Origin of the sequence: Enterococcus casseliflavus (genome assembly GCF_029215545.1) — a bacterium.
GTDB classification, from domain to species: Bacteria; Bacillota; Bacilli; order Lactobacillales; family Enterococcaceae; genus Enterococcus_D; species Enterococcus_D casseliflavus.
In genome coordinates this window covers 1,429,374-1,453,725 of sequence record NZ_CP119393.1, presented here as the reverse complement: position 1 = coordinate 1,453,725, position 24,352 = coordinate 1,429,374, and the positions used below count along the sequence as shown (strand labels likewise).

The following is a 24,352-nucleotide window of genomic DNA, read 5'->3' as shown; positions in this document are numbered from 1 at the left end:
AATTAGATGATTTCAATTATTTTTTGAACAGCCGCCAATTCAACGGGGATCCCATTGGCAGCTAGTGCAGCCTCTTCTCGTAACTGTTCTAAATCACCGTGTTGCGGCAAATGCGTCAACATTAATTTTTTTACCTGCGCTGCATGGGCGATCTCGCCTGCTTCTTTTGACGTAAAATGAGCCTTGTGCCGCTCATTTCCTGCAAAAAGATAGGTATCTGCCAAAAACAGGTCAGCTCCTTGTGCAAACGGAACAAAAGATTCTAAGTAGCCAGAATCACCTGTAAAAACAAAAACCTTGCCTGTGCTTTTCTCAACAAATCGCATGGCATAGCAAGTGACTGGATGGATCGTTTTCATAAAGGTAATGGTAAACGGGCCCAATTCCAATGACTCCGTTTGGAGGTAATCAATTCCTTGAGTCACTCCAGGCATCGTCAGGCTTTCAAAATGAACAGTGTCCTCCCCATGTCCGTAGATCGGCAAAACCTGGCGTTCTTCGTTTCCTGGATATAATTGCCAATAGTATTGCAATACCCCTAGATCCGCAATATGATCGTGATGGTAATGCGTCAGAATCACTGCATCTAAGTCTAAGGGATCAAGGATTTTTTCTAGTTGGACCAAGGTGGTGCTTCCCGCATCAAGCAGCAAATGAAAGCCTTCCGACTCAATTAAATAGCCAGTAGTCCCTTCACCATTATACGGATAGGCACCTAAACAACCTAAGACAGTTATTTTCACTTGTGTTTCCTCCTCTTTGGCTCAAGCTGGTTTTCTACTTCTTTTATGCTATCACATCTCAGCTGATTTGACTAAAATCCGACCATTTTTTTGCAAAAAAAAGATCGAGAAAACGAGAAAAAGACGACGTCTATTGGTAGAACCCTATGAATGAGTTTTTTACTCTATCTGCAGGGAGCCAGACCAATGGGCCGTCGTCTTTTTTGTTTATCTGATCATCGCTCGTTGTTCATTGATCAATTCTTCATAGAATGCTGCGTTGACCGCATAGGCATAGGCGTTTGCCCACAACATCCCGATCAAAAGCGCCAAGAAACCGAGAATAAACCAACCAATCAGTGATAACTGCAGCCAAATGTATTGCCCCAGATGCGGCCGCAAAAGAGTAAAAGACACTTTGATAGACTGGAGTACCCCTAATTCCGGTTGATCATAGCGAAGATAGATTGCTAATTGGATCACACCAGTAACGACTTGTGACAAAAAGAAAAACAATATGATGGCGAGAAAAGTCCCAATCACAAAAGCGACCGAGCCATTAAACATCGCCACATCAACAGAGATTCCCCGATTAAAATTGAATACCAAGTCCAAATATTGATTGAGGCCTGATAAGACAAACTGCGGCAAGAAAATCGCAAAACTCAAAAGATAATTTAAAAGCGCGCTCACTAAATTTAGTAGCAAAAACGGTACATACAGACGTTTATCAAAGACTAGAAAAATATCCGCCACCTTGATTCCTCTGCCACGAAGCAGATAGAGTGCCATGATACTCAACGCTACCGAAAACGCAAAGAAGACAAAATTGTCCAAGATCAGATCGATCCAGCTTCCTGCATTGTTTGCACCAAAAGAAGTCCCAATACTACTAAAAAGCGAGCTGACCACCGCTTGTACCGCAACCGTCGCTAAAATACTTAAGACGAACGTTCCCCAGAATCCGCGCAAAGAGTTTTTGGCGGTCTCTCGAATCATTGTATTTGATCTCATAGACTCACCTTAATAACTGCGCAATGCTTTAACGGTCTTATCGTCTAAGCGGCGAACCACTTCCGTTACAAGCTTGACTGTATTGAAGTAGTCATCCTCATGAATGACAGAAGTATGAGAATGCAGGTAACGAACTGGCACGGTAATAGCGATCGAAGGGACCCCATCACGAGTCAAATGCATTTGACCAGCATCGGTTCCTCCACCAGTGATCACGGTATATTGGAAAGGAATTTCCATCTCTTCTGCGACATCGATCACAAAATTCAATAATTTCTTGTGAGGAATCATGGAAGCATCGAAAATCAGGACTTGTGGGCCTTTGCCTAACACAGAATCCGCTTCTTTTGGTGTCATTCCAGGTGTGTCCCCAGCGGTACCAGTATCTAGTGCGATCGCGATATCGGGATTCACTAAGTGAGTGCTTGTTCGCGCCCCTCTTAGGCCAACTTCTTCCATCACGTCACTGCCAGCAAACAAGCAGTTGGGATGTCCTTCTGCAGCCAAGGTTTCTAATACCCGCAGTGATACTGCCGTACCAATTCGATTGTCCCAAGCTTTGGCTAATAAAAATTTGCTGTCGTTCATCCGTTTGTATTGGATATAAGGGGTGATCATATCTCCTGGACGGATCCCCCAGCCTTTGGCTTCTTCTTCACTTGAAGCGCCGATATCAATGAACATATCTTTGATATCATACGGTTTATTTCGAGTCTCTGGACTCAAGACATGGGGTGGTTTTGATCCGACGACACCGTGGATCAATTTGCCTTCATTGGTTTTGATCTCGACTTGCTGTGCCAGCATCACTTGCCCCCACCAACCACCAAGGGTCTGGAATTCAATAAAGCCTTTTTCTGTGATTTTAGTTACCATAAAGCCGACTTCATCCATATGTCCCGAAATAAAAATTTTCGGTCCACCGCCATCACCAACATGTTTGGCAATGACACTTCCTAAACCATCAAAAAAGATATCTTCAGCAAAGTCTTTGGCATATTCTTTAAAGACTTCACGCACTTCCTCCTCATTCCCAGGAACCCCACGTGCAGTCGTTAGGTCTATTAAAAGCTGTTCTTCTTTTTTCTCCATCTTGCTTCCTCCTTTGTCTCATTGATTATGATTATACCATTCTCTTAATCTGGTGCCAGAGGGAAATACAAAAAGATTGGTTAAATGAAAAAACGATCCTCGTTTTGTAGTGATCCTCAAGATTAGATTTTTTGGTCTAACTTGTAAGGTTCGCTTCAATTCTAAGGATCGTTTTATCAAGAATTCAATCAAGTTTCAATTATTCGCAGACACAGCTTGACGGTAATCAAATAGGCAAATAGATAGACGACTGCTGCAACTGCCGCAAACAAATGAGCGACCCAATACCCAGGACTGTCGATGATTTGGGTGAAGGTATTGATGGCAAAGACGGCATGCAAGATCGCCAGTAGCGTACCTGGCATAAAAATCCAGATGTTTTGCCAGTAAACGAGTTTGCGTACTTCTTTTCGGGTGTAACCTAGTTTGGTCAATAATCGGTAATTGTGTTTCTCCCGCTCGGTATTTGAAAATTGCCGAACGATCAAACTGCTGGATGTCGTGATCAAAACGATCACACCTACAAATAATGACACAAACAAAACGATTCCTGCTTGCCGCCGCACGCCGCGCATCGTTGTAAAACGATTCGCTAAGGTCAGTCGATATGCGGTCATCTGGTTATTCTCACTGGTGGAATCTCGGGCAGTCTCTGGATAAAAACGCACGCTTTTTTGGTCATCGCTAAACTCATAGGTCAAAGGATGCGTCCACTCGATCGGCAGCTCTTCATCTAGCAGCTGAGTCAAGCTCTCCGTTTGCACCTTGTCTGTTTGTAAATAAGCAACGCTATAGGTGAAGCCCTCAACTTGCTGGTACGCATCATCTTGGATGACAAGGACATTCGGCAAGGAATAGCGCAAGGCAGAATCCCCAAAATAATCCTGTTCTGCTTGAATGAGTTTGAACGTATGTTGACTGCCGATTTTGACCTCATCGCGATAGGTGATAAACGAACGAGTCACATCGTATTGACTGTCAAAAAGCACCGCTTGTTTATCGGTACTCAGTTGAATCTCCGGGGCATCGGGAACCAGTTTTCGCAGACGCTGATAATCAGAAAAAGCGACCAGATTCACCATGATATTTTCAATATTTTCGTCTTGCAACTCTCCAAGGTAACGGGTTTGAACCGTCATATTGGTCATTTTATAGGGAATCGATTGTTCGGCAATAATCGGTGTATCGGCTTTTTCTAAAAGGTCCCGCAAGGTATCTGCCTGCTCTTCTGACACTTGAAAGGACGTTGGATAAATGCGGTTCGTTGCTTGATAGTTTAATGAGATGACCCCCATCGTTCCCCCGATCAGGGAGATTGCGATCGCTGTGATGATCGTCAAAAGCGCATAGCTTTTCCACGTTCTTTGCAAGTAAGCCCGCACGTTATTGTAAGCAATCAGTTTCGCCCCTTTGATAAGACGTTTTTTCGGCTTGCTCAAAAAATATAACAGTGCCGGTAACGAGCAATCAAAAAAAAGATAGGTTGCCGTCACACAACAAAACAGAATCAATAAAGGAATCCATAAAATTGCTGAAAAATCTTGTGTGTACGTGATATAGTTGGTCCAAGTTTCCCGCAGGGTCAAAGACAAATAGTAGCCGACCCCCAGTAGAATCAGACCTAGAACCCCCATTAATGAACGAAACGGGGTCATTTTCATTTTCTTGATCGGTAAGCGGTATTCAGTCTTAATCAGCTCACTCATTGGGGTACGCCATACAAAAAGGATCACTTGAATACTCAAAATAATCATCGCCGCGATAAAGACAAAAACCGTTGAAAAAATCGATTGGGGCGAATTAAAGAAATGACTCGTTAAATTCAAGCCCATCGCTCGAATCAAAATCATAGAAAAAAATTTCGAAAAAATAATCCCCATAAAGATGCCGGTCACTAAAGAGAAAAAGTTCAATAGAAACGTTTCCCGCAGCAACAGCCAAGCCAGACGACCTTGCCGCAGCCCCAAAAGCTGGTAAACACTGATTTCTTTTTGCCGCTGACTAAGAAAAAAATGATTGGCACTCAGCATAAAAAACAAGACGACAAAGGCAACCACACTGCTGCCGAATCCTAAAACCCCTTCAATGCGGATATCTTGCTGGACCCGTTGATTCAGCAGACGATCATTCATCAGGGCGTTAAAGGAATAAAAAATCATCACAGCGGTCATCATACAAATAAAGTACACCATATAGTTGCGAAACTGCCGCAAAAAACTCCGCCAGCCGATTTTAAACAACATGGCGCGGACCGCCTCCAATCGTTGCCTGCATATCGATGATTTTTTCAAAAAATTCCTGACGCCCGCCTTTTTTGACGACTTCTGCAAAGAAGACACCGTCTCGGATGAATAAAATTCGGTTGCAGTAGCTGGCGGTGAAAGGATCATGCGTGACCATCAAGATCGTCGTTTTTTCTTGTTGATTGATTTGCGCTAGATACCGTAACAATTCTGTTGCCGCTTTTGAATCAAGGGCTCCCGTGGGTTCATCAGCAAAAAGGACCGCCGGACTACTGATGATCGCCCGAGCAGCAGCGACCCTTTGTTTTTGCCCTACAGACAATTCTTCTGGGTAGCGATCTAACAAGTGCTCGATTCCTAACAAATTGGCCGTTTGTTCAATGCGCTCTTGGGTTTCACTTACGGGCAAGCGATCAATGGCAAGGGGAAGCAAGATATTGTCTCTGGCAGTCAACGTCTCTAAAAGATTAAAGTCTTGAAAGATAAAACCGATCTGCTGACGACGAAAATCACTGAGGGCTTTTTCCGACATTCGGGTAATGTCTTTGCCATCGATATAGATCGAGCCTAAGCTAGGTCGCATGATTGAAGACAACAGATTCATCAAGGTCGTTTTCCCAGCGCCGCTGGGCCCCATGACCCCGACAAATTCTCCTTGATCCACTGCAAAAGAAAGGTTATCTAATACTTTGGTTTGATTGAAACGAGTGCCGTAACTTTTGGTCAGATGTTTCACATCAATCATATTTTTCACATAGAACCCTCCTTTAATAAAATTCTCTCCTTATGGTAGCATACTTTTTCATTGAATACTTCTGCTTCAAAACAGAGAAAAAATAAATTTAAAAAAGTTTTTTATTCATTATGTGAAACATGGAACAACCAAATCCTTAATCTTATCAGTTTTCTCAGAAAACACCCCAATGAATATACACCATATATTGTGTATATCCAATTTACCAACCCTTATTCACCACTATATATAGTTGCTCATTTCTACAATTTGTTTTATTATATTGAGGAAGATAAGGAGTGGTAGAAATGATGAACATTAAGAGAAATCCTGAGCAAGGGTTGGAAAGACAGTCCGCTTTGCGTCAGTTAAAAATCGTAAAACGTGATGGACGGCTTGTCGATTTTGATGATCAAAAAATTTACGATGCGTTAGTGAAAGCCCTAAGAAAAATCAACGGCGAGCTTTCTCCCATCGACCACGAAAAAATCACCGAGATCGTTGACAGTGTCGATCACGAGATCGCGGAACGTTTTCGTACGAATGTAAAAATCTATGAGATCCAAAATATCGTCGAGCATATCTTATTAGCAAAAAACGAGTATGCCTTGGCTGAAGAATATATCAACTATCGGACCCATCGTGATTTCGAGCGCAGCAAAGCCACAGACATCAACTTTACGATCAACAAATTGATGAATAAAGATCAATCGGTCGTCAATGAGAATGCCAATAAAGATAGCAATGTGTTCAATACACAACGTGATTTGACCGCTGGGATCGTAGGAAAATCGATCGGTTTGAAAATGCTCCCTCCTCACGTGGCAAATGCTCACCAAAAAGGCGACATTCATTACCATGACTTGGATTATCATCCTTACACCCCAATGACCAACTGCTGCTTGATCGATTTTAAAGGCATGCTGAATAATGGGTTTAAAATTGGGAACGCCGAAGTGGAATCGCCAAAATCGATCCAAACGGCCACCGCTCAAATCTCACAAATCATTGCAAACGTAGCATCGAGTCAATATGGCGGCTGTTCTGCTGATCGAACAGATGAATTATTGGCTCCTTTTGCTGAGTTGAATTATCAAAAGCATCTAAAAGATGCCGAAGAATGGATCGAGTCGCCTGAACGTCGGGAAGCTTATGCGAAGAGCAAAACGCGCAAAGATATCTACGATGCAATGCAAAGTCTAGAATACGAAATCAATACGTTATTCACCTCAAACGGACAAACGCCGTTTACTTCCCTTGGCTTTGGTTTAGGAACCAATTGGTTCGAACGGGAAATCCAACGAGCGATTCTCCAAATTCGCATCAACGGTTTAGGCAGTGAAAAGCGTACCGCTATTTTTCCAAAATTGATCTTTAGTATTCGCCGTGGCGTCAACTTGGCCCCTACCGATCCGAACTATGATATTAAAGAACTGGCTTTAGAGTGTGCCACCAAACGGATGTATCCTGATATTTTGAATTATGATAAATTGGTTGAATTGACCGGCAGCTTTAAAGTGCCGATGGGCTGTCGTTCTTTCTTGCAAGGCTGGAAAAACGAACGTGGCGAAGAAGTCAATGTCGGTCGGATGAATCTAGGCGTCGTAACATTGAATATTCCTCGGATCGCCTTAGAAGCAAATGGTGATCAAGAAAAATTCTGGACGCTGCTGGAAGATCGTCTGCAAATCGTCAAGGATGCTCTTGTCTATCGGGTGGAGCGCTGTAAAGAAGCCAGTCCTGCGAATGCGCCGATCCTTTATATGTACGGGGCTTTCGGTGAACGCTTGGATCGCAAAGACAATGTGAATGAACTATTCAAAAACAAACGTGCTACTGTTTCTCTTGGATATATCGGTTTGTATGAAGCTGCTTCGGCTTTTTATGGTGGAACATGGGAACAAGATCCAGAAGCAAAAGCCTTTACCCTAGCGATCGTGAAAGAATTGAAAGCTCATGCAGATGCTTGGGGCGATGAATACGGCTATCATTTCAGCGTATACTCGACGCCTAGTGAAAGCCTGACTGATCGTTTCTGCCGCTTGGATACCGAAAAATTCGGTGAAGTTGAAAACATTACCGACAAAGAATACTACACCAACAGCTTCCACTATGATGTGCGGAAAAATCCGACACCATTTGAAAAACTTGATTTTGAAAAAGAATATCCAAAATACTGTTCTGGCGGGTTTATTCATTACTGTGAATACCCAGTCTTGCAGCAAAATCCAAAAGCGTTAGAAGCGGTTTGGGATTACGCTTATGATCGGGTCGCCTATCTTGGAACAAATACCCCTATCGATCACTGTTATGAGTGTGGGTATGAAGGAGATTTCAATCCAACCGAACGGGGCTTCGAATGCCCGCAATGCGGCAATCATGACCCAAAAAGTTGTGACGTCGTCAAAAGAACCTGTGGGTATCTTGGAAATCCTCAAGCTCGTCCAATGGTCAATGGACGGCACAAAGAAATTTCTGCCCGGGTCAAACATTTGCAAGAATAAACGAAAAAGGAGTGCTAGAATTCTTCTACACTCCTTTTCTTGAAGACCAATCCCTGTAATTCATGATAGAAAGAAGTTTTCTTATGAGAAATCCGAAACCTAAAGAATGGCAAGCCAAAGAATATAGCCAAAATTATATTGCTGATTACAAAGCCTTCAACTTTGTTGATGGTGAAGGCATTCGAAATAGTTTATACGTGAGCGGCTGTCTCTTTGCTTGTGAAGGATGTTTTAACAAAGCGGTCCAAAACTTTCGCTATGGTACACCTTTTACGCAAGAACTAGAGGATCGAATCATCGAAGATCTGCGGCATGATTATGTCCAAGGGCTGACCCTCCTAGGCGGCGAACCTTTCTTGAACACAACAGTCTGTCTGAAAGTCGTTGATCGGGTTCGTGCTGAATTTGGGCACAGCAAAGATATTTGGAGCTGGTCAGGCTACACCTATGAAGAATTGCTTTTGGAAACACCCGATAAATTGGAACTTTTATCCAAAATCGATATTTTAGTCGACGGTCGTTTTGAACTGAGCAAACGAAATTTAAACTTGCAGTTTCGCGGCAGCAGCAATCAACGAATCATTGATCTTGCTGCATCTCGGGAACAAGGAAAAGCGGTTATCTGGGCAAAGTGCAAAGATGCTGAAGCAAGCTACGAACAAATCAAAAAACAAATTTAAAAACTAAAAACACCGTGCATCTTGAGGTGACCCCAAAAGTTAGACCAAAAAATCGAACTTTTGCCGGTCACCTCCTCTTCCTTCAAAGATGATGCACGGTGTTTTTTTATGTTATCTCAACTCAGTGACCAAGTTTTTTACAGGTACTTACTTGCTTCACGAATCGTCAAAGGCGCCAGACTTGTTTGATAGCGAAGCAGAAAGTCTTGGACCCACTGAGGATTCGTCTTGGCATAATCTCGTAAGCTCCAACCAATGGCTTTGTTGATAAAGAATTCAGAACTCCCCAAATTATTGACGAGGACCTCTTCAAGCAGTGGTCGATCCATCTGTTCTTTTTGCAGCAGTTGATGGAGTATTGCCACTCGCCGCAGCCAAAGATTTTCCTCAAGACTCCAGCGAAGCATTTCAGCTTTTAACGCTGGCAGTCGGCGAACTAGTTTTCTGACAACCTCACTTAGGGCATCCACGCTATCCCACCAAGCTTTTGTTATGACTAGCTGTTCAATTTTTGCCAGATCGATGGCCGCTAGAAACGGCTCCATCACTACTAAATAATCAATCGCAAGGTATTGGTGTTCCCGATAGTTGCTTTGCCAACAATGATCGATAAAGTCCCAATCAACCGTTTTCGTTTGTTTTGCAGCTTTGAAGGTCGCTTTCTCCTGCTGGCGGCGCAACGGCGTAGGAATGCCTAAAAAATCAAACTGATGCCGCATGTAGGCGGCCATTTTTTCACTTCGCTCCTGATTAGCCAATCCTGTCATCGTGTCATATACTTGATAGAGTGTCATTTTGCTCCTCCTCTTCAGCCTACTGCTCGTCAGATAGTTGCCATAAGGGCAGTACGATATTTTCATAGGTCAGTGGATCAAGATTTGTGACGGTGATCCCCAAAAGACGGATGCCTTTTTCCAAACCTAAAATTTCTTCCCAAATCAGACTTGCTTCGGAAAATAGCTGTTCTTTTTTATGAACATAGGTTGGCAAGGTCACTCGCTTGGTGATCGTAGAGTAATCACTGTAACGAACTTTCAACACGACCGTCTTGCCATGTTTTTGTGTGCGCTTCAGTGATCTTTCGACTTCTTCTGCGATAGCCCGTAACTGGCTCAATACTTGTTCTTCACTGGTTAATGGATTGCCGTATGTATGCTCTTTTCCAACTGATTTCCGTTCTCTGGTCACACTAACTGGGGAATCATGGATCCCTCTAACTTTCCGATACAAGGAATACCCCATTTTGCCAAATTCACGAATCAGCGCCATCTCACTCCAGCCATACAGATCAGCTCCTGTAAAAATACCTAACTCATGCATCCGCGGAACAGTTTTCTTCCCGATCCCGTGAAATTTATCAATGGGTAATTGTTGCAAAAAGGCCACTGCCTCATCTGGCATCACCACCGTCAATCCTCGTGGTTTATGATAATCCGAAGACAGTTTTGCCAAGAATTTGTTGTAACTGACTCCTGCCGAACAGGTCAGATGAGTCTCTTGCCAGATGTCTCGTTGAATCAAACGAGCGATCTTAATTGCTGAAGGACAATTGATCTTGTTGACTGTGACATCTAGATACGCTTCATCAATAGAAACTGGTTCGATGATGTCGGTGTACCGATGAAAAATTTCTCTGACTTGCTGGGACACTTCACGATACTTTTGATGATTTCCCGGTTTAAAAATCGCTTGCGGACAAAGCTCATAGGCTTTTTGCGCACTCATTGCCGAGTGGATGCCATATTGTCGTGCCAGATAATTGGCGGTCGTGACCACTCCTCGTCCGCCAGTATCACTTGGGTGACGGGCAATGACGAGGGGATGCTTGGCAAGCTCTGGATCATCCCGTTCTTCCACCGAAGCAAAAAAAGCATCCATATCAATATGAATAATTTTGCGGCTCGTATCATTTTTTAAGGGAAATTGTAGTTCCGACATCGTTGTTCACCTCACTTCTTATTATAAACGAACAGAGGTTCCCTATCAAGCAAGGAATCGAGGGAAGCACGCAAAAAGGACCAATCTTCATTGGTCCTTCCTTCTACATTCACTGCTTTTGCGGCCCTCTTCATGGTCCAAGAAGTTCTACTATAAGGCAGCTTCCCCTCGTTCATTGGTGCGAATCCGAATCGCTTCTTCCAACGGGTAGACGAATATTTTGCCGTCACCGACTTCATCTGTCCGACAGATCGATACAATCAGCTCAATCACCGCATCGACTTTTTCATCTGCTAAAACAAAACGGACATTTACTTTTGGTAAAAGAGTTGTGATCACCTCTTGGCCACGAATAAACTCTTTGAGGCCTTTTTGATTGCCACAGCCCAGCACTTGACTGACTGTCATGCCGCTGATCAAATCAGACTGATCCAAAGCGGCCTTTAGTTCTTCTAATTTTTCTTGGCGAATAATCGCTTCAACTTTTTTCATGACTGCTCCTCCACTCTTAAGAGTCTAACCCCATAAAGGTAGGATAGGCCGTTTCGTCATGTTCGATCCGATCCATCCCCACTGCTTCTTCTTGTTGCGATACGCGAATCGGCATTACCCATTTGATCAAAGTGATAATGACAAAGGATAAGATACCAGCAAATAGAATCGTAAATACGATACTTTCGGCTTGTGCGAGAAAAAGATCAACGCCGCCATAGAGCAATCCTGACCGTCCACCCACTGCTGGATCCGCAAAGATCCCCGTCATCAAACCGCCAAAGATCCCGCCTACGCCATGGCAGCCAAAGGCATCCAGCGCATCATCTAATCCTAGACGATGTTTGATGACAGAAATAAAGAAGTAGCAAAACGGACTGACTAAAGCGCCAATGATAAAGGAAGACCAAAGCGAGACAAATCCCGCACCTGGTGTGATGGCAACTAAGCCCACGACGGCTCCAGTACACGCACCAACGATCGTCGGTTTGCCTAACACGATTTTTTCGATCAGCATCCAAGAAAGCATCGCACTGGCTGCTGCCGTATTCGTGGTCATTAGGGCGTGGATCGCTAGACCATCAGCTGCTAACGCAGAGCCAGCATTAAAGCCAAACCAGCCAAACCATAAAAGGCCAGCACCTAGTACAACAAAGGGAATATTATGAGGACGATATTCGGTTTGATGAAATTCTCGCCGCTTACCGACAACGATCGCTAAGACTAACCCACTGATACCCGAACTGATATGAACGACATTGCCTCCTGCAAAATCGATCGAGCCGATCGCATCTAAGAAACCGCCGCCCCATACCATATGTGCCATTGGAAAATACACAAGAACTAGCCAGAAGCCGATAAATAGGAAAATAGCTGAGAAACGCATTCTGCCCACGACAGATCCAGTAATGATCGCCGTTGTGATCAAGGCAAACATCATTTGAAAGGCCGCAAATAACCCTTCAGGAATCCCTTCTCCTTCTGTCATCGAGACATGATTGAAAAAGACTTTATCTAAATTCCCAATAAATGAGCCTGTGCCGCTAAAAGATAAGGTATACCCTAAAGCGACCCATAGCACAGACGCCAAGCCCATCGTACAAATCACCATCATCATGGTATTGAGGATGTTTTTGCGACGTTCCAATCCTCCGTAAAAAAATGCCAATGCTGGAGTCATAAGAAAAACCATGCCGCTACAAATTAAAATAAATGCAATATTCCCTGTGTTCATTTTTGACGCCTCCTTTTCTTTATGTTAGCTATCCTAACATCATATGTTCAAATAATCTAGATTTTTCTGAGAAAACCGTGAATTTTCTGAAAATAGCTAACTATTGATGTCAGATAATTTAACACAAGTCCGAAAAAAGACAAAAAAATACCGAGAGAATTCTCGGTATGATTACGTTTCTAATTGATGGTAGGCTTGATAAACAAGCTGTTTCTTCACTTGATTGCGTTTAGCCACTTCTTTGATGGCTTCTTTCGAAGACAAGTCTGCCTCTTCCATCAAGGCTGCCACCTGTTCAGCATAGCTTCCTTCATAAACGACTTCAGGGATTTCAGAAGCGCCTTCCACTAATAGACAGCATTCCCCTTTGATTGGTTGTTGGTCGAGGTATTCAATCAATTCTGAAAAGGTCCCTCGCAAGTATTCTTCGTGGATTTTTGTCAATTCACGGCAGATAACTGCTTGACGTTCTCCCAATACCTCTTTCATCGTTTCGATCGTCGCTGCGATTCGATACGGTGACTCATAAAAAATCATCGTAGCTTTTTGGCTTGCCAATTCACTTAACGCTTGCTTTTGTTCTTTTTTCTTACGAGGTAAAAAGCCATAAAAAAGATTCGGCTGCGGTGATAAGCCAGAAGCGATCAGCGCGGTCAAACCAGCCGTAGGTCCTGGGAGCGCAATCACTGCGATTCCTTCGACCAAGCACGCCTTGACTAATTCATGACCTGGATCACTAATGGAGGGCATACCAGCATCACTGCATTGGGCAATAGTCTTGCCCATTTGCAGCTGTTCTATCAGCTGTGGCACCCGTTCTTTATAATTGTGTTCATGTAAGCTTTTTTGAGGTGTCGCAATCTCAAAATGATTCAACAATTTCTGGGTATTTCGAGTATCTTCACTTGCGATCAGGTCCGCTTCTTTTAAAATTTTGACACATCGGAACGTCATATCTTCCAAGTTACCGATCGGTGTTGGAACAAGATACAGTTTTCCAGTGTCTTGTTTATAACTTTGCTGCTTTTGCATGTACTGCTCCTTTCGAAAAAAAGACCAGCAGAAACTGATCTTTTTTCTAACGAACCGCTTCGTCTGTCAGCTATTTGCCGCTTTCACGATAGATCACTTCTAGACAAAACGCACAAGGTTCGTCATGTTCTCTGCGAGAACCGTATAAGTCATAACAAACATGAAATCCTTCTTCGTAAATCTTTTCTAAATTCATCCGTGATTTAGAAAGCTCTTGTTTGACCGATTCAGCGGGTGCATCTGCCACTTGGTTCAACTCACGAATGTGTTCACGTAAGCGTTGATTTTCCAATTCTAATGTCGTATTTTTTTCGACGATTTCTTGCAAAGACTGCTTCATTTCCGCTAGATTATTCAAGGAATTTTGCAACTCCACTTCTAACTGATTCAATCCGTCATATATTGATCGTTTGTCCATGCTCATTATGGTCACCTACTTATTTTGTCACTAGTTCTTCATAATCATACTCGATTGGTGTTTGCCGATCATGCAAACGGACTTTGATCACTCGGCTCAACAGATCCAGCCCGACCACACGTCCTTTGCCATCTGGCGTTTCAACTTCCTTGCCGCGATCCGGCAATTCTTTTTTTGCACGCTCATACTCTTCACTTTCGTACTTAAGACAACACATCAAACGACCACATAACCCTGAAATTTTTGCAGGATTTAAGGAGAGCCCTTGATCTTTAGCCATCTTGATGGACACTGGGATAAAATCGCCTAAAAACGTCGCACAGCATAGTTTGCGACCGCAGGGTCCAACTCCGCCTAGCGCCTTTGCTTCATCCCTGACACCAATTTGGCGCAGTTCGATCCGTGTATGAAATTCACTTGCCAAGTCTTTGACCAACTCACGAAAATCAACGCGGCTTTCTGCCGTGAACGAAAAAATCAGTTTTGTTCGCTCAAAGGTATATGCCACCCGAATCAGCTTCATTGGTAGCTGGTGTGCTCGGATTTTTTCTTTCCCGATTTTCAACGCTTCGTCTGCTGCTTTTTGATTGGCGGCAGCATGCTCCAAATCTTTTTTCGTCGCTCGACGCAGGATCGGTTTGACTGCTTGAGGCAAATCGCTCTCATTCATTTTTCTGCTTTTGGTAACCACCGTGGCAAGACATTTGGCATCTTGTGATTCCACGATGACTTGTTCATTTATGGTATAGGTCTGTTTTTTTGGTGTGTAAAAATAAATCTGGCCTACGTCATGATAACGCACTCCGACAACTTCGATCATCTCTGGTCTCCTTTTCCGGCTGCTGCGTTTTATCCATAGATGATTTTCACGGAAAATTGTTCTGCCACTCCTTGGAAAGACACATTGGCTTGCAATTTTTTTTGTGCTTGCAATGCGGCTTCAATGGCACGATTGATCTCTTTTCCCCATAAACCTTGTGCCAACAATCGATCTCGTTCCTCTTGAAAGTAAAATAACAAGAGCAAAAAGATTTCTGATTGCTGATTTTTTTCTTTTGCTAGACCCAATAATTTTTTCTGAACAAAAATAAATGCTTGCGGGTCTTTCTTCAAAAGGTAATTCACCCAACGCTTAACAGCATCCTTAGTTTCATTAAACCATTCATCCTGCGAGATTTCAACTGCTTTATGATAACTATTAGTCAAGTGGCTCAGAAGTCGACTCGTCTCTTTGGAAAGTCCTTCTTCTTGCAGCTTCTCCTGTAGTTTTTCTTTTGACAGCGGCGAAAAATGAATGATCTGACAGCGAGACTGAATCGTCGGCAAAATACGTCCTAAACTCTCGGTTTCTAAAATCGCCAAAAAGTTTCCCACCGGTTCTTCTAAAAACTTTAATAGGCTGTTGGCAGCACTGTTGTTCATTTTGTCTGCTTGAGACAAAATAAAGATTTTCAGACGACTTTCAAAGCCGCTCTTTGAGAACTCCTCTTGCAGCTGCCGAATCTGGTCGACTTTGATCATCTGCCCATCCGGCTCGATTTGGATAACGTCAGGATGCTCTCCTTGGGCGATCCGCAGACAATTGCTGCATGTGCCGCACGGGGCTTCTTCTTGCACATTAGTACAAAAAAGGCGTTTTGCGAGCCACAGACTTAATTCGTGCTTGCCAGTCCCCTTGTCCCCTTCAAAAAGATAAGCATGAGCAATGCGCCCATGCTTGATACTTTTTTTTAGTTGGGCAAAAACAAGAGGCTGATATTCTTGTAGAAATAACTCCTCCATGAAAAGCTCCTTTTTTAATATTGATGGAATCCGTCAACCGGTAGCACGAACACAGTTGCTCCGCCGACTTCGACTTCGACTGGATAAGGAACTTGACCGTCTAAGGAAATGTCTAAAGACATCGGTGTCGAGACATATTGTTTTCTTGATTGACAGGTTTTTTTGATCAATTCTAATGCATCTTGTACCCGATCGTCTTCAATACCAATGATAAACGTACTGTTGCCAGCCTTTAAAAACCCACCCGTTGAGGACAATTTTGTAGCACGGATATTGGCATCAATAAACTCATTTGCCAAACGATTACTGTCTTTGTCTTGTACGATTGCCATAATTAATTTCATGGGACCATCTCCTTTGTGTTATCCAACCTACCCTAGATTGACTTGAAGTAAGCAGGATACGATTCAACGATTGCTGAATAGCTGGATTCAACAACTTCTTGTAACCCCATTCTAGCATCAATCTTATGAATGCGTACAGGATTTTCTTCCGCCAGCTTAAGATACGCATGACGAACCCGTTGGTGAAACTCCAATCCTTCCGAATCTAAGCGGTCATATTGATGTGCGCGGTTTTCTTGGATGCGACGCAAGCCAGTATCAGAGTCAACATCTAGATACAAGGTAAAATCAGGCGTCGTTCCTTCCGTCGCAAACTCGTTGATCCGTGCGATCTCAGGAATCCCGATGCGGCGTCCAGCTCCTTGATAGGCAAGCGAACTGTCAACAAAGCGGTCACAGATCACGATGTGTCCAGCATTCAATGCCGGCAGGACAACCTCAATCAAGTGTTGGCGGCGGGCCGCTGCATAAAGTAAGGCTTCCGTCCGCTCATCCATTTCTTCATTTCGCGGATCTAAAATAATTTTACGAATCTTTTCAGCGATTTTAACTCCGCCAGGTTCTCTTGTTTTCACGATTTTTCTTGTTGCTTCAAGCTGTAACCGAGGATACAACTCTTCGATCACACTGGTTTTTCCAGCACCATCCGGTCCTTCGATGGTTATAAACAATCCATTCACCCTAATTGCCTCCAATATCTTTATAATTCTCGGCGACCTTCTACTGCTTTTAGCAAGGTCACTTCATCCGCGTATTCAATATCGCTGCCCACAGATAAGCCATGAGCCAAACGCGTGACTTTAATACCAGCAGGCTTGATCAAACGTGACATATACATCGCCGTTGCTTCACCTTCCGTGGTCGCATTGGTCGCAATAATCACTTCTTTGACCTGATCATCATGCAGCCGCTGTATCAGCGATGCAATGTTGATATCTTCTGGACCTGTCCCTTCCATCGGGGATAACACGCCATGCAGCACATGATAAAGTCCATGATACTCCCGGACTTTTTCTAGTGCCATGACATCTTTAGGCTCTTCAACCACTAAAATCGTTTCTTTGTCTCTTGTTGGATCACTACAGATCTCACAAGGATCTTCTTCAGTTATATTTCCGCAAATACTGCAAAAGTGCAAATCTCGTTTGACACTAAGCAACGATTTGGCAAACTCATTGACGACTTCTTCTTTCATATCGATCGTATAAAATGCCAAACGTGTCGCGGTTTTTTGTCCGATTCCCGGCAGTTTCATGTAACTGTCGATCAATCGGGCGATCGGTTCAGGATATTGCACCGTCATTTCTCCTTTTATAGACCCGGAATGTTTCTTGTGTATTTGCCCATCGTTTGTTCCGATTCTTTTTCAATTTTCTTCAATCCGTCATTGACAGCTAAAATGATCATATCTTGCAGCATTTCCACATCGTCAGCATCAACGATCGCTTCATTGATAGTAATGTCTTGTAACGTCTTATCGCCAGTAAAGGTCGCTTTGACATAGCCATTTGTCGATTCGCCGATAAATTGTTTGCTGTTCAGCGCTTCTTGTTCTTTCATCATTTCTTTTTGCATTTTTTGCATTTGTTTCATCATGCCTTGCATATTTCCCATGCCTCGCATCATTATCAATCACTCCATTTTCATTAATTTTCTTCAATGCTGGTTAATTCACCAAATAACTCTTGCGCTTTTGTCACTAAGTCGTCATTTTCTGGTTCGACAGGAGCGGCTTCGGTCTCTTCTTGGTCTACTTCAATTTCCGAATCTGCCGCTGCTTGACCGCCGGCCAAAAACTCTTGCCGTAGTGCCGGCCAACTTTCTTTTGTGATAAAGACAGCCTGTGGGGCGTAGTCTTTGATCATCCGAGACAATTGATTATGGATCATCAATTGGAACTCTTGGTCGTTACTTGCTCGCTGGCATAAAATCTCATAATCAAAAGCGATCACGACGCCCGATTCGCTGGCAGCTTTTGCTTCACTGGAATGCAGCATCGCTCTTTGCGTCACGGAAAGAGACATCAAAAGATCGTCCCAAACATTGCGAACGTTTGCCAAGTCTTTCTTCGTTGCACTTTTCAGTACTTGGAACACGCGTTCCTTTGGTAAACGGAACGTAGTGGTCGCCTTGGCTTTCTTCACTGGCGCAGTGGTTTCCGCAACGGCACCTGCCGGTCGATTCTCCTGCAGTCGTTGCACCTCTGCCTGAAGTTTTTGCAATGCTTGCCGTAACTGCGCCACTTCTTGACTATTATCAGCTGAATTGCTAGCAACAGCAGCACTTTCTGGATCATTGGCTAATTTGACCACAGCCACTTCCAGATAGATCGTAGGATTGTTCGTAAATCGTACTTCATTTTGCGTATCGTTTAAGACCGTGATCCAGTGATAGATTTTTGCTGGCGGGGTATTTTTTGCCAGTGTTTGAAACGCTTCAGTCAACTGCAGCGACTTTTCAGATAGCAGCTGCGGCGCTTGTTGATACATCAGCAAGTCTCGACAATAAACCAACAAGTTTTCCAATAAACGTCGGGCTTCTTTACCAGAGGCTAATAACTCCCGCAAGGTCGCTAACGCATCGGCAACTTCTTTTTCCCCGCAAGCCTGCATCAGACGGTCCATCATTTCATAGGACAAGCTGCCCGTCACTTCAAGAGCATCTTGGGTCGTTACGGTTCCATCACTAAAAGCGATCGCCTGGTCGGTGATACTCAAGGCATCCCGCATACCGCCTTCTGCGGCTCGCGCAATGATCTGTAAAGCTTCTGCTTCGTAATTGATCTCACTAGTAGTAAGGACCGTTTCTAAATGACCCACGATATCTTGCGTATTGATCCGTTTGAAATCAAAGCGTTGGGTTCGGGAAATGATCGTTGCTGGAATCTTATGGGGCTCTGTTGTTGCCAAAATAAAGACAACATTTTTCCGTGGTTCTTCCAATGTTTTTAGTAAAGCGTTGAATGCGCCTGTTGACAGCATGTGCACTTCATCGATGATATAAACTTTGTATTCAGCTTGGGTCGGTGCATAGTTCGCACGATCACGAATAAAGCGAATTTCTTCTACACCGTTGTTGCTTGCCGCATCGATTTCGATCACGTCTTCTTGCGTCCCTGCTGTGATTGAGCGACACATATCGCACTCATTGCAAGGCTCACCGTTGACCTGGTTCGGACAATTGATGGCTTTGGCAAAAATTTTCGCTGCACTTGTTTTCCCGGTTCCTCGAGGACCCGTAAATAAATAGGCATGCGAGATCTGGTTTTGATCGATTGCATTTTTTAAGGTTTGGGTAATTGCTTTTTGTCCAACAACATCATCAAAACGCTGAGAACGCCAAACACGATATAATGCTTGATAAGCCATAGTTTTCCACACTCATTTCAAAATTCGCTACCTTCTATTATACGTAATATCAGCCAAAAAAACCACCGTTTGCGTGGGGGAATCTCAAAAGAAATGGAAATTTAATCCGCAACCTACCATTTGTCTCTTTTATTCAAATCCACCTGCGAACGAACCGTTTATTGATGGATTTTGCGAAAAACTCCTCTCCAACTTTAGACTGATAACGTAAATCTCACCTCCTATGGTATAATGAATCTATGTTCATCTATTGTGATGAAAACAATTTAAAGGAGGACTGAAAATGGGTATTATCAAAGCGGCAACAAGCGCAATTGGCGGCGGATTAGCAGATCAATGGCTAGAGGTGATCGAGCCTGACAATATGAGCGATTCGACAGTAATGACAAAAGGTGTCAAAGTGCGGCGTAATGACAAACGCGGTTCCAACAGAAAAGGCACAGAAGATGTCATCACTGATGGCTCAGTGATCCATGTCTATCCGAATATGATGATGTTATTGGTTGATGGCGGGCGAATCATCGATTATACCGCCGAAGAAGGCTACTATACAGTGAAAAACGAATTAGCGCCTTCAATGTTAAACGGTTCATTGAAAGATGCGATTTCTGAAACGTTTGACCGCTTTAAGTTTGGTGGCGTTACACCGCAAAAACAACAAGTTTTTTATATCAATCTACAAGAAATCAAAGGGATTCGCTTCGGTACTTCCTCGCCTTTGAATTATTTTGACAACTTTTACAACGCAGAACTTTTCTTGCGGGCGCACGGAAACTATTCCTTACGAATTACCGATCCAATTTTGTTCTATACGAATGCGATCCCAAAAAACAAAAGTCAAGTCGATATCAACGACATCAACGAGCAGTACTTAGCTGAATTTTTGACCGCCCTACAAACAGCGATCAACAAAATGTCCGCTGATGGCGAACGAATTTCTTACGTTCCATCTAAGAGCATGGAATTAAGCAAATATATGGGAACAGTTCTTGATGACAGCTGGCGAGAACTCCGAGGAATGGAAATCGTTTCGGTTGCCGTCGCAAGCATCTCTTATACGGATGATTCCGTAAAATTGATCAACATGCGGAACCAAGGGGCAATGTTAGGTGACCCTTCGATTCGTGAAGGCTATGTTCAAGGTTCGGTAGCTCGTGGTATGGAATCTGCCGGCAGCAATGCCGCTGGCGCTACGACTGGGTTTGTTGGCATGGGCATGGGGATGAACGCTGGTGGCGGTTATTTGAACCAAGCGTCACAAAACAACCAACAGCAGATGCAGCAGCAACAAGCACCTGCACAAAACAACGCAGATCATTGGGACTGCCCACAATGCGGCACCTCCAATACTGGTAAATTCTGCAGCAATTGCGGCACGCCTAAACCAACGAGCGATGGACCAAGCCTGAAAATGAAATGCAGCGATTGTGGTGAAGTGATCGATTTAGCCAACGGCATTCCAAAATTCTGTCCGAATTGCGGCAAACCTTTCAAAGGTGTCCCAGTAGACTAATTGAGGAGGATTGCTGATGGATGTTATCACACATAAGTGCCCCAATTGCGGGGGCGCTTTAACCTTTGATCCTGGCGATCAAAAATTTCATTGTCCATTTTGTCTGAGTATTTTTACTGAAGACGAAGTCACTGCCTTTGAAGAAAAGCAAAAAGAAGCGCAAATGGCCGCTGATTCTTCTGTAGATGCCACGGCTGCCTCAGTGACGGAGCCGAGCCTTGAAGAAGAAGTGCAGCAACAAGCCGATGCACAAGCGGGACAGATGGACCTTTTCACCTGCCCCAGCTGCGGTGCTGAAATCGTGACGGATGCGACTACAGCTGCAACCTATTGCTACTTTTGCCATAACCCGGTCGTTTTATCTGGACGGCTTTCGGGAGAATTTTTGCCAAACAAAGTCCTTCCCTTTGCGATCGAAAAAGAAGAAGCAACGCAAAAGTTTTTAGAATGGGCGCAAAAGAAAAAATTCGTCCCACGGGATTTCTTCGACCAAGCACAAGTAGAGAAATTGACTGGCGTATACTTCCCTTATTGGGTCGTCGATGCCGAGATGAACGGCTCCCTCTCAGGAATGGGTACCTCCTTGCGTATTTGGCGCGTTGGTGATATTGAATATACTGAACACAAACAATACGATGTCTTGCGACGAGGAAAAATCAAGGTGAATGAATTGCTCAAGCATGCGCTGTCAAAAAACGTCCAACAAAAAATGGTAACTGGCGTTCAGCCGTTTCCCCTTGAAAAAGCTGTTAATTTTCGCAGTCAGTATTTAGCCGGCTTCCAAGCAGAAAAAAGAGACATTGAATACATGGATCTTTCCGACGAAGTCAAAAACGAATTATCGGGTTATGCTGAAAACCTGCTAGCAGGTACGGTCAATGGCTATACTAGTTTTAAACGCAACAATCGATCCATCAATCTAACAAAAGAAGAAAACAACTACGTTTTGCTTCCTGTATGGCTAGTGACCTATCGAGCCGATGATGAAAACAAGAGTGCCTTTTATTATGCGATGAATGGGCAAACAGGAAAAGTCAGCGGTGTTTTACCGATCAGTTACAAACGCTTGGGAATCGTCAGTGGCGCAATTTTCGCGGCAACGACCATCCTCGCATTGATTGGAGCGTATTTCTTATGAAAAAACTATCTTATTTGTTGCTTCTGCTGGTTGGCTTTTTCTTAACCACCCTGCCCGCCTTTGCAGCCGAAGAGACAGTCGCAGACCACGCTGGACTTTTTACCGAACAAGAGATCCAGAAGTTAAATGAAGAAGCAGAAGCGCTGAATGCGAAGATCAAAGGCGAAGTGTTTATTCAAACAACGAACAGCAATACGGGAGATATCGAGTTGTATACTGATCGGTATCTTTCACGACGGATCGGCAACGACAACAACGGATCCGCTTTGGTGATCGATATGTCGCAACGTAAATTTCACGTTTCGACTTCTGGAAACATGATCGATTACCTCACCGATTCACGTCTAGACAAGCTACTTGATGCGGTATTTGACCAGATGGCAGAGGGAAATTGTTACCAAGCGGCATTGGTCTATCTGCAAAAAGCAGCTGGTTTTGTGGAAGCAGGTGTTCCTGCCGATCACTATCGTATCGATCGTGATACTGGAAAAATTACTTATTACAAAGTGATGACGCCACTAGAAATTGCTATTTGCTTAGCAATCGCGGCAGTGATCAGTATCGCCTTTTTCATCATTGTTAAATCTCGTTATCAATTAAAAATGGGCGGCTACAAATTTAACTATCTAGAAAAATCAAGTATTGATCTGACTCAAAAAGAAGATCGCTTAGTCAACTCCTTTGTCACAACCAGACGCATCCCCCGTCCTTCGAATAATGGCGGAGGCGGCGGTGGTGGCGGTTTTTCTGGCGGCGGAGGCGGCAGTACGACCCACTCTTCTGGCGGCGGTACTTTCGGCGGCGGCGGACGCAGTTTCTAATCGTTGAATAGTTGTTTTGAATGTAAAAAAGAGTTCCTTCAAACGGGAACTCTTTTTTTTGCTGCTATTCATACCATGAATCGAGAAGATCCTTTAGCTATCGTCACAATGATTTTGACCCTATCGCAGTTAAAGATATAGAGATCCTTTTGATAATTTTAAATGCACCTCATCGATTTTACTTGAGTATGCTTTTTATTCAAATCATTTCCTTAAACACAGAGAAATCAATATTGCCTCCGGAGACCAAAGCCACAGTTTTCTTTCCTCGAAGTAAATGATCGATCTGTCCGCTTAAAATCGCCGCTGTACTTAATGCACCAGCACCTTCTGCAATGACTTTTTCCTTCAAAGCCAAGTAATGGATCGCTTGTTCGATGTCGGATTCTTCAACTAAGACCGTTTCATCGATACGGGTCTTTAAAACATCATAGGTCAGCTCTCCTGCTAAAGCAACATCACAGCCATCGGCGATCGTTCTACTGCGGCGATTGGCTACCAGCTTTTGCTGCCAGATCGATGCGATCATACCATAAACGCCATAGGATTGAACGCCGATGATTTTGACTTCTGGACGAAGTTCTTTTAAGGCTAAAGCCATCCCAGCGATCAACCCACCACCGCCGATGGGAATAATGACATTATCAACATCTGGAAGATCCTCCAACAGTTCGATCGCAATCGTTCCTTGCCCCTCCATTACTGCACGATCATCAAAGGGAGAGACAAAAACTTCGCCACTTTCTTTCATGGCGTCTACTGTCAGTTGTTTGGTTTCATCAAACGTCTCTCCTGCTAAAACGACTTGTGCACCATAGCTTCTTGTCGCCTCTATTTTTGTTTTAGCAGCCGTTAATGGCATAAAGATTCGGACATTGATTCCCAGTAACGATCCGGCGAGAGCAACACCTTGCGCATGATTTCCTGCAGAACAGGCGATGACACCGCGAAGTTTTTCTGCATCAGTCAATGAAGCGAGCTTGTTATACGCCCCCCGCGCTTTAAAGGAGCCGGTACGCTGTAGATTTTCTAATTTCAAAAATATCGTGCCCTCTTTTTCTTTGCCTAAAATATTACTTGGTGCAAGTGGTGTATGGATCATGATTGGTTTCAATCGTCGATACGCAGCAGCGATCCCCAGACTGTCCGTCAACACTTCCTCAATCACAAACGTTCCCCCTTTTTTGTTTTTTTATACTCTCATTGAAGCACAGAACTTGTAGAAAAACAAACTGGGGAACTCGTACAAGCAAAGAGCACTTCCCTATCCTTTACACGTCAATG

Annotated in this window: 24 protein-coding genes; 5 read left to right on the top strand and 19 right to left on the bottom strand. The window is 43.7% G+C overall.

From position 1 onward, the window contains the following. Nucleotides 1–2: 2 nt before the first annotated feature. The 5 genes from P0G38_RS07125 to P0G38_RS07105 all read right to left on the bottom strand — a co-directional run bounded on the left by P0G38_RS07125 (nucleotide 3) and on the right by P0G38_RS07105 (nucleotide 5,825). The gene (locus tag P0G38_RS07125) at nucleotides 3–743 is read right to left on the bottom strand and encodes an MBL fold metallo-hydrolase (protein WP_005229857.1); all 741 of its coding nucleotides are present in this window, start codon (nucleotides 741–743) and stop codon (nucleotides 3–5) included. 207 nt (nucleotides 744–950) lie between these two features. Then, nucleotides 951–1,721, bottom strand: coding sequence for a DUF975 family protein (locus P0G38_RS07120; RefSeq protein WP_338070821.1), 771 nt, complete (start codon nucleotides 1,719–1,721; stop codon nucleotides 951–953). A 24-nt stretch (nucleotides 1,722–1,745) separates the two neighbouring features. Then, the gene (locus tag P0G38_RS07115; RefSeq protein ID WP_010749523.1) at nucleotides 1,746–2,828 is read right to left on the bottom strand and encodes a M42 family metallopeptidase; all 1,083 of its coding nucleotides are present in this window, start codon (nucleotides 2,826–2,828) and stop codon (nucleotides 1,746–1,748) included. A 188-nt stretch (nucleotides 2,829–3,016) separates the two neighbouring features. Next, the gene (locus P0G38_RS07110; protein WP_060793061.1) at nucleotides 3,017–5,071 is read right to left on the bottom strand and encodes an FtsX-like permease family protein; all 2,055 of its coding nucleotides are present in this window, start codon (nucleotides 5,069–5,071) and stop codon (nucleotides 3,017–3,019) included. Next, nucleotides 5,061–5,825, bottom strand: a complete 765-nt coding sequence (locus tag P0G38_RS07105; RefSeq protein ID WP_151195010.1) for an ABC transporter ATP-binding protein — start codon at nucleotides 5,823–5,825, stop codon at nucleotides 5,061–5,063. The genes P0G38_RS07110 and P0G38_RS07105 overlap by 11 nt, the downstream gene beginning before the upstream one ends. A 287-nt stretch (nucleotides 5,826–6,112) precedes the next feature. On the opposite strand from P0G38_RS07105, the gene nrdD reads away from it, so the two are divergent. Beyond that, nucleotides 6,113–8,308, top strand: a complete 2,196-nt coding sequence (nrdD, locus tag P0G38_RS07100; protein WP_034869343.1) for an anaerobic ribonucleoside-triphosphate reductase — start codon at nucleotides 6,113–6,115, stop codon at nucleotides 8,306–8,308. 83 nt (nucleotides 8,309–8,391) lie between these two features. Next, nucleotides 8,392–8,988: an anaerobic ribonucleoside-triphosphate reductase activating protein gene (gene nrdG, locus P0G38_RS07095; protein ID WP_005229836.1), complete on the top strand. Its 597-nt coding sequence runs from the start codon at nucleotides 8,392–8,394 to the stop codon at nucleotides 8,986–8,988. Between the two features lie 137 nt (nucleotides 8,989–9,125). Here the strand turns inward: nrdG and P0G38_RS07090 are convergent, their stop codons facing one another. The 13 genes from P0G38_RS07090 to dnaX all read right to left on the bottom strand — a co-directional run bounded on the left by P0G38_RS07090 (nucleotide 9,126) and on the right by dnaX (nucleotide 19,596). After that, nucleotides 9,126–9,782: a DNA alkylation repair protein gene (locus P0G38_RS07090; protein WP_074932775.1), complete on the bottom strand. Its 657-nt coding sequence runs from the start codon at nucleotides 9,780–9,782 to the stop codon at nucleotides 9,126–9,128. A gap of 19 nt (nucleotides 9,783–9,801) precedes the next feature. Next, on the bottom strand, nucleotides 9,802–10,926 hold the full coding sequence (gene dinB / locus P0G38_RS07085; RefSeq protein WP_005229832.1) for a DNA polymerase IV: 1,125 nt from the start codon (nucleotides 10,924–10,926) through the stop codon (nucleotides 9,802–9,804). Between the two features lie 150 nt (nucleotides 10,927–11,076). Continuing rightward, the gene (locus P0G38_RS07080; protein WP_005229830.1) at nucleotides 11,077–11,418 is read right to left on the bottom strand and encodes a P-II family nitrogen regulator; all 342 of its coding nucleotides are present in this window, start codon (nucleotides 11,416–11,418) and stop codon (nucleotides 11,077–11,079) included. Nucleotides 11,419–11,434: 16 nt separating this feature from the next. Beyond that, a complete protein-coding gene (locus tag P0G38_RS07075; RefSeq protein WP_005229828.1) occupies nucleotides 11,435–12,652 on the bottom strand; it encodes an ammonium transporter in 1,218 nt (405 codons plus the stop codon). A gap of 171 nt (nucleotides 12,653–12,823) precedes the next feature. Next, on the bottom strand, nucleotides 12,824–13,684 hold the full coding sequence (rsmI, locus tag P0G38_RS07070) for a 16S rRNA (cytidine(1402)-2'-O)-methyltransferase (RefSeq protein ID WP_015509949.1): 861 nt from the start codon (nucleotides 13,682–13,684) through the stop codon (nucleotides 12,824–12,826). 70 nt (nucleotides 13,685–13,754) lie between these two features. Further along, nucleotides 13,755–14,102 carry a DNA replication initiation control protein YabA gene (locus tag P0G38_RS07065; RefSeq protein ID WP_026008088.1) on the bottom strand — a complete coding sequence of 116 codons (348 nt, stop codon included), beginning with the start codon at nucleotides 14,100–14,102 and terminating at the stop codon, nucleotides 13,755–13,757. A gap of 19 nt (nucleotides 14,103–14,121) precedes the next feature. Next, entirely contained in the window at nucleotides 14,122–14,922 is an 801-nt protein-coding gene (locus P0G38_RS07060; protein ID WP_194193730.1) for a PSP1 domain-containing protein, read from the bottom strand. Between the two features lie 29 nt (nucleotides 14,923–14,951). Continuing rightward, a complete protein-coding gene (gene holB, locus P0G38_RS07055; protein WP_005231923.1) occupies nucleotides 14,952–15,884 on the bottom strand; it encodes a DNA polymerase III subunit delta' in 933 nt (310 codons plus the stop codon). A 14-nt stretch (nucleotides 15,885–15,898) separates the two neighbouring features. After that, nucleotides 15,899–16,228 (bottom strand): cyclic-di-AMP receptor, encoded by a 330-nt coding sequence (locus tag P0G38_RS07050; RefSeq protein ID WP_005229817.1) that lies wholly within the window; start codon nucleotides 16,226–16,228, stop codon nucleotides 15,899–15,901. A 32-nt stretch (nucleotides 16,229–16,260) separates the two neighbouring features. Beyond that, a complete protein-coding gene (gene tmk, locus P0G38_RS07045; protein WP_005229815.1) occupies nucleotides 16,261–16,908 on the bottom strand; it encodes a dTMP kinase in 648 nt (215 codons plus the stop codon). Nucleotides 16,909–16,928: 20 nt separating this feature from the next. Next, on the bottom strand, nucleotides 16,929–17,525 hold the full coding sequence (recR, locus tag P0G38_RS07040) for a recombination mediator RecR (RefSeq protein WP_005229813.1): 597 nt from the start codon (nucleotides 17,523–17,525) through the stop codon (nucleotides 16,929–16,931). Between the two features lie 14 nt (nucleotides 17,526–17,539). Continuing rightward, nucleotides 17,540–17,854, bottom strand: coding sequence for a YbaB/EbfC family nucleoid-associated protein (locus P0G38_RS07035; RefSeq protein WP_005229811.1), 315 nt, complete (start codon nucleotides 17,852–17,854; stop codon nucleotides 17,540–17,542). Nucleotides 17,855–17,874: 20 nt separating this feature from the next. Next, nucleotides 17,875–19,596 (bottom strand): DNA polymerase III subunit gamma/tau, encoded by a 1,722-nt coding sequence (gene dnaX / locus P0G38_RS07030; protein WP_275854792.1) that lies wholly within the window; start codon nucleotides 19,594–19,596, stop codon nucleotides 17,875–17,877. 283 nt (nucleotides 19,597–19,879) lie between these two features. Here dnaX and P0G38_RS07025 point away from each other — a divergent pair, with 283 nt between their 5' ends. The 3 genes from P0G38_RS07025 to P0G38_RS07015 are packed head-to-tail and all read left to right on the top strand — an operon-like array spanning nucleotide 19,880 to nucleotide 23,068. Beyond that, on the top strand, nucleotides 19,880–21,109 hold the full coding sequence (locus P0G38_RS07025; RefSeq protein ID WP_074535172.1) for an SPFH domain-containing protein: 1,230 nt from the start codon (nucleotides 19,880–19,882) through the stop codon (nucleotides 21,107–21,109). A gap of 16 nt (nucleotides 21,110–21,125) precedes the next feature. Beyond that, nucleotides 21,126–22,247 (top strand): TFIIB-type zinc ribbon-containing protein, encoded by a 1,122-nt coding sequence (locus tag P0G38_RS07020; RefSeq protein ID WP_275854790.1) that lies wholly within the window; start codon nucleotides 21,126–21,128, stop codon nucleotides 22,245–22,247. Beyond that, a complete protein-coding gene (locus P0G38_RS07015) occupies nucleotides 22,244–23,068 on the top strand; it encodes a TPM domain-containing protein (RefSeq protein ID WP_275854788.1) in 825 nt (274 codons plus the stop codon). The genes P0G38_RS07020 and P0G38_RS07015 overlap by 4 nt, the downstream gene beginning before the upstream one ends. A gap of 199 nt (nucleotides 23,069–23,267) precedes the next feature. Here the strand turns inward: P0G38_RS07015 and P0G38_RS07010 are convergent, their stop codons facing one another. Then, the gene (locus P0G38_RS07010; RefSeq protein ID WP_275854786.1) at nucleotides 23,268–24,236 is read right to left on the bottom strand and encodes a pyridoxal-phosphate dependent enzyme; all 969 of its coding nucleotides are present in this window, start codon (nucleotides 24,234–24,236) and stop codon (nucleotides 23,268–23,270) included. Nucleotides 24,237–24,352 lie beyond the last annotated feature (116 nt).